Origin of the sequence: Streptomyces sp. NPDC046759, from assembly GCF_040645475.1 — a bacterium.
Taxonomy (GTDB): Bacteria; Actinomycetota; Actinomycetes; order Streptomycetales; family Streptomycetaceae; genus Streptomyces.
In genome coordinates this window covers 1-4,678 of record NZ_JBEYYJ010000074.1, presented here as the reverse complement: position 1 = coordinate 4,678, position 4,678 = coordinate 1, and the positions used below count along the sequence as shown (strand labels likewise).

Sequence of the window (4,678 nt, the reverse complement as noted above, 5' to 3'; positions counted from 1 at the left end):
CCGGCCGACAGCCCGGCGTTCGCCAGCGCCGCACGGATCACCCGCTGCTGCGACGGCCCGTTCGGCGCCGTAAGACCATTGCTCGCACCGTCCTGATTGACCGCCGAGCCGCGCACGACCGCCAGCACCGGATGCCCGTTGCGCCGCGCATCCGACAACCGCTCCAGGACCAGCATGCCGACGCCCTCGGACCAGCCCGTACCGTCGGCCGCGTCCGAGAAGGACTTGCAGCGGCCGTCCGGCGACAGCCCCCGCTGCCGGCTGAACTCCACGAAGGCCATGGACGTGGCCATGACGTTCACACCGCCCGCCAGCGCCAGGGTGCACTCGCCCGCTCGCAGGGCCTGGGCAGCCAGGTGCAGGGCGACCAGGGAGGACGAGCACGCCGTGTCCACCGTCACCGCCGGGCCCTCCAGGCCCAGGGTGTAGGCCACGCGGCCGGAGATGGCGGAGGTGGTACTGCCGGTGAGGTAGTAGCCCTCGCTGCCCTCGCCGGCCTGTTCCTGGCCGAAGGCGTAGCCCTGGGCCGCGGCGCCGGCGAAGACGCCCGCCTGGTGGCCGCGCAGGGAGGTGGGGTCGATGCCCGCGCGTTCCAGGGCCTCCCACGACGACTCCAGCAGCAGCCGCTGCTGCGGGTCCATCGCCAGCGCCTCACGCGGCGAGATCCCGAAGAAACCCGCGTCGAACTCGGCAGCGGTGTGAAGGAATCCTCCGCTGCGGACGTACGACGTGCCGGGGCGGTCGGGGTCGGCGTCATACAGCGCGTCGAGGTCCCAGCCGCGGTCCGTGGGAAACGCGGTGATGCCGTCACCGCCGGAGGCCAGCAGCTCCCACAGGGCCTCGGGAGAGTCTGCGTCCCCGGGATAGCGGCAGCTCATGCCGACGATCGCGATGGGGTCGTCGTCCTGCGGGGTCGCGTCGGCCGGGCCGGCCGAGGTCGCGTCGGGGCCGTGCTCGGTGCCGAGCAGTTCGTCGTGCAGGTGACCGGCCAGGGCGCCGGGGGTCGGGTGGTCGAAGACGAGGGTGGCGGGCAACCGCAGGCCGGTCGCGGCATTGAGACGGTTGCGGAGTTCCACTGAGGTCAGGGAGTCGAACCCGAGTTCCTTGAAAGCGCGGTTCTCCCCCACCGCGGCCGCGGACCCGTGGCCGAGGACGGTCGCGACGTGCCCGCGGACGAACTCCGAGAGCGAGGACAGTTGTTCGGCCTCCGGGCGTCCTGCCAGCTGCCGTACGAGGGCCGAGGAGCCGGCCGTGGACTGCTCCCCCGTGGCCGCGGCCCGGGCTCGGCGTACGGCGGGGCCGCGGACCAGGCCGCGCAGCAGTGCCGGAAGGGGTACCTGGGCGGCGCGCAGCGCTGCCGTGTCGAAGCGCACGGGCAGCGTCAGCGCGGCGTCGGCCGCGACGGCGGTGTCGAAGAGGGCCAGCGCCTCCTCGGAGGGCAGGGCGGTCAGGCCGGAGCGGGCGATACGGGCGAGGTTGACGTCGTCCAGCTCGCCCGTCATGGCGCTGCGCTGTTCCCAGAAGCCCCAGGCCAGCGAGGTGGCGGGCAGTCCCTCGACGCGACGGGCGGCGGCCAGGGCGTCGAGGAAGGTGTTGGCCGCCGCATAGTTGCCCTGACCGGCGTTGCCCAGCACGCCCGAGACGGACGAGAACAGGACGAACGCGGACAGGTCGAGACCGCGGGTCAGCTCGTGCAGGTTCCAGGCGGCGTCGGCCTTCGGGCGCAGCACCGTGTCGATCCGCTCGGGGGTGAGCGCCGGCAGCATGCCGTCGTCCAGCACGCCGGCGGTGTGGACGACGGTGGTGAGCGGCCGGTCGGCCGGGATGCCGTCCAGCAGCCGTTCCAGCGCAGCACGGTCGGCGACGTCGCAGGCCATCAGGTTGGCCCGGGCGCCGAGGGCGCCCAGTTCGGTGACCAGCTCGGCGGCGCCGTCGGCGGCCGGGCCGCTGCGGCTGACGAGCAGGAGGTTGCGTACGCCGTGCCGCTCCACGAGGTGGTGGGCCACCAGTCGGCCGAGAGTGCCGGTGGCGCCGGTCACCAGGGCGGTGCCGGTTCCGCTGCCGGCCGGCGGGGCGGGCACGGTGAGGACCACCTTGCCGATGTGCCGGGCCTGGCTGAGGTGCCGGAACGCCTCGGGTGCCCGGCGCACGTCCCAGGAGGCGACCGGCAGCGGAGTGAGCACGCCCTGCTCGAACAGCTCCAGCAGTTCGGTGAGCATTTCCTGTGTGCGGTCGAGTCCGGCCTCGCCGAGATCGAACGCGCGGTAGGTGACGCCCGGGTGGGCCGCGGCGACCTCGGCGGGATCGCGCTGGTCGGTCTTGCCCATCTCCAGGAAGCGTCCGCCGCGCGACAGCAGCCGCAGGGAGGCGTCCACGAACTCGCCCGCGAGCGCGTCCAGCACCACGTCCATGCCGCGCCCGACGCTCGTCGCGCGGAAGTGCTCCTCGAAGTCCAGGGTGCGGGAGGAGGCGATGTGCGCGTCGTCCAGTCCGGCGGCGCGCAGCGCATCCCACTTGCCCTCGCTCGCGGTGCCGTAGACGTCGGCCCCCCAGTGCCGCGCCAGCTGGACGGCGGCCATGCCGACGCCGCCGGCGGCGTTGTGCACGAGCACCGACTCCCCGGCGCGCAGGCCGGCCAGGTCACGCAGGCCGTAGTACGCCGTGAGGAACACGACGGGCACGGACGCGGCCTGGACGAAGGACCAGTCGGTGGGCACGGGGGCGAGCATCCGCCGGTCGGTGACGGCGACGGGGCCGAACGCCCCGGAGAAGACACCGAGCACGCGGTCGCCGACGGCCAGGTCGGTCACGTCTTCGCCGACCTCGAGGACGACGCCGGCGGCCTCGTTGCCCATCACCTGCTGGTTCGGCACCACGCCGAGCGCCAGCAGGACGTCCCGGAAGTTCATGCCGGCGGCCCGCACCTGGACCCGTACCTGACCGGGTGCGAGCGGCTCCGCAGCCGACGGGCACTCCCGCAGCTCCAGGTTGCCGAAGGAGCCCTTGACCGGGATCTCCAGCCGCCAGGCGGACGTCCCGGCCGGTGGGATCAGCGCGCCGCCGGCGCGGCCGGCCCGGACCAGCCGCGGCACCCTGACCTCGCCGTCCCGCAGCGCCACCTGCGGCTCGTCCTGCGCCACCGCCCACAGCAGGGCGCCCGGCAGGGCGTGCCTGGAAGCCTCGCTGTCGTCGGTGTCGAGCAGCAGGAAGCGGTCCGGGTTCTCGGTCTGCGCCGACCGCAGGAGCCCCCACACCGGCGCGCCCGCGAGATCGGCGACTCCCTCGTCCGGGCCCGCGGCCACGGCGCCCCACGTCACCAGCGCCAGCCGTGTCCCGGCCGCCGCGAACCGCTCGTCCGCGAGCCATGCCTGTACGACGTCCAGGGCGCGGTGCGCCGCGGCGCGCGCGGCCTCCGCCATCCCGCCCTCACCCTCCGACGCCGTCGGAACAGGCAGGACGACAAGGTCCGGGAGGGAGGTACCGGAGGCCACCGCGTCGCCCAGCGCGGCGAGGTCGTGGTGGCTGCCGGCCGTCGGGCGGGCTCCCACGCCGGCGGGGTCGTCCCCGATCAGCGCCCAGCGGCCGGGGGCGGAGGCGTGGTCCGCCACGGCCGACGCCTGGACCGACGTCCAGTCGAGGTGGAAGAGCGCGTCGTGTCCCGGTGTACGGGCGGCGTCCGCGGCAGCCGCGAGCTGCTCACGGTCGACGGGCAGACAGACCAGCGACTCCACGGTGGCGACGGGCTGTCCGGTGCCGTCGGCGACGGTCACCGACAGCGCGTCCGCACCGACCGGCGCCAACCGCACCCGCACCACCGACGCACCTGACGCGTACAGCGACACCCCACGCCACTCGAACGGCAACCGCGCCCGACCGTCCGAGAAGAAATCACCCAGCCGCACACCATGCAACGCCGCATCCAACAACGCCGGATGCAACCCATAACGAGCCGCGTCCTCCCGCTGCCCCTCCGCCAGCTCCACCTCGGCGAACACCTCGTCACCGAGCCGCCAGGCCGCACGCACCCCCTGGAACACCGGCCCATAGCCGTACCCGTCGGCCACGAACCCCTCGTACAGCCCACCGACGTCCACCGCCACGGCCCCGGCCGGCGGCCACACCACCAGCTCCGCCGCACCCGCCGACACCGACGCACCACCCACCGCCAGCACACCCGTCGCATGACACGTCCAGTCCGTGTCCACCGAAGCGTCGCCGACGCGGGAGTACACGGTCAGCGACCGCCGTCCCGTCTGGTCCGGCTCGCCCACCATGAGCTGGAGCTGTACGTCCTCAGTCTCCGGCATGATCAGCGGCGTCTGGAGGGTCAGTTCCTCCACGGCATCGCAGCCGACCTGGTCACCGGCCCGGACGGCGAGTTCCACGAAGGCCGTGCCGGGCAGCAGTACGGCTCCGGCCACGGCGTGGTCGGCCAGCCACGGATGCGTCCGCAGCGACAATCGACCGGTCAGCAACAGCCCTTCGGCACCGGCGAGTTCGACGGCCGCACCGAGCAGGGGGTGCTCCACCGAGCCCAGTCCGAGGCCGGTCGCGGCGGCGGAATCCGTTGCGTGGGCGGGCGCGTCGAGCCAGTAGCGGTGGCGTTGGAAGGCGTAGGTGGGCAGGTCGACACGGGTGGCACCGGTACCGGTGAACACCGCCTTCCAGTCCACGTCCA

The 4,678-nt window shown here is 73.9% G+C and carries 1 protein-coding gene; it reads right to left on the bottom strand.

All coding sequences use genetic code 11. From position 1 onward, the window contains the following. The coding region (locus ABZ919_RS41405; protein ID WP_361259470.1) for an SDR family NAD(P)-dependent oxidoreductase at positions 1 to 4,678 on the bottom strand (4,678 nt) is incomplete at both ends.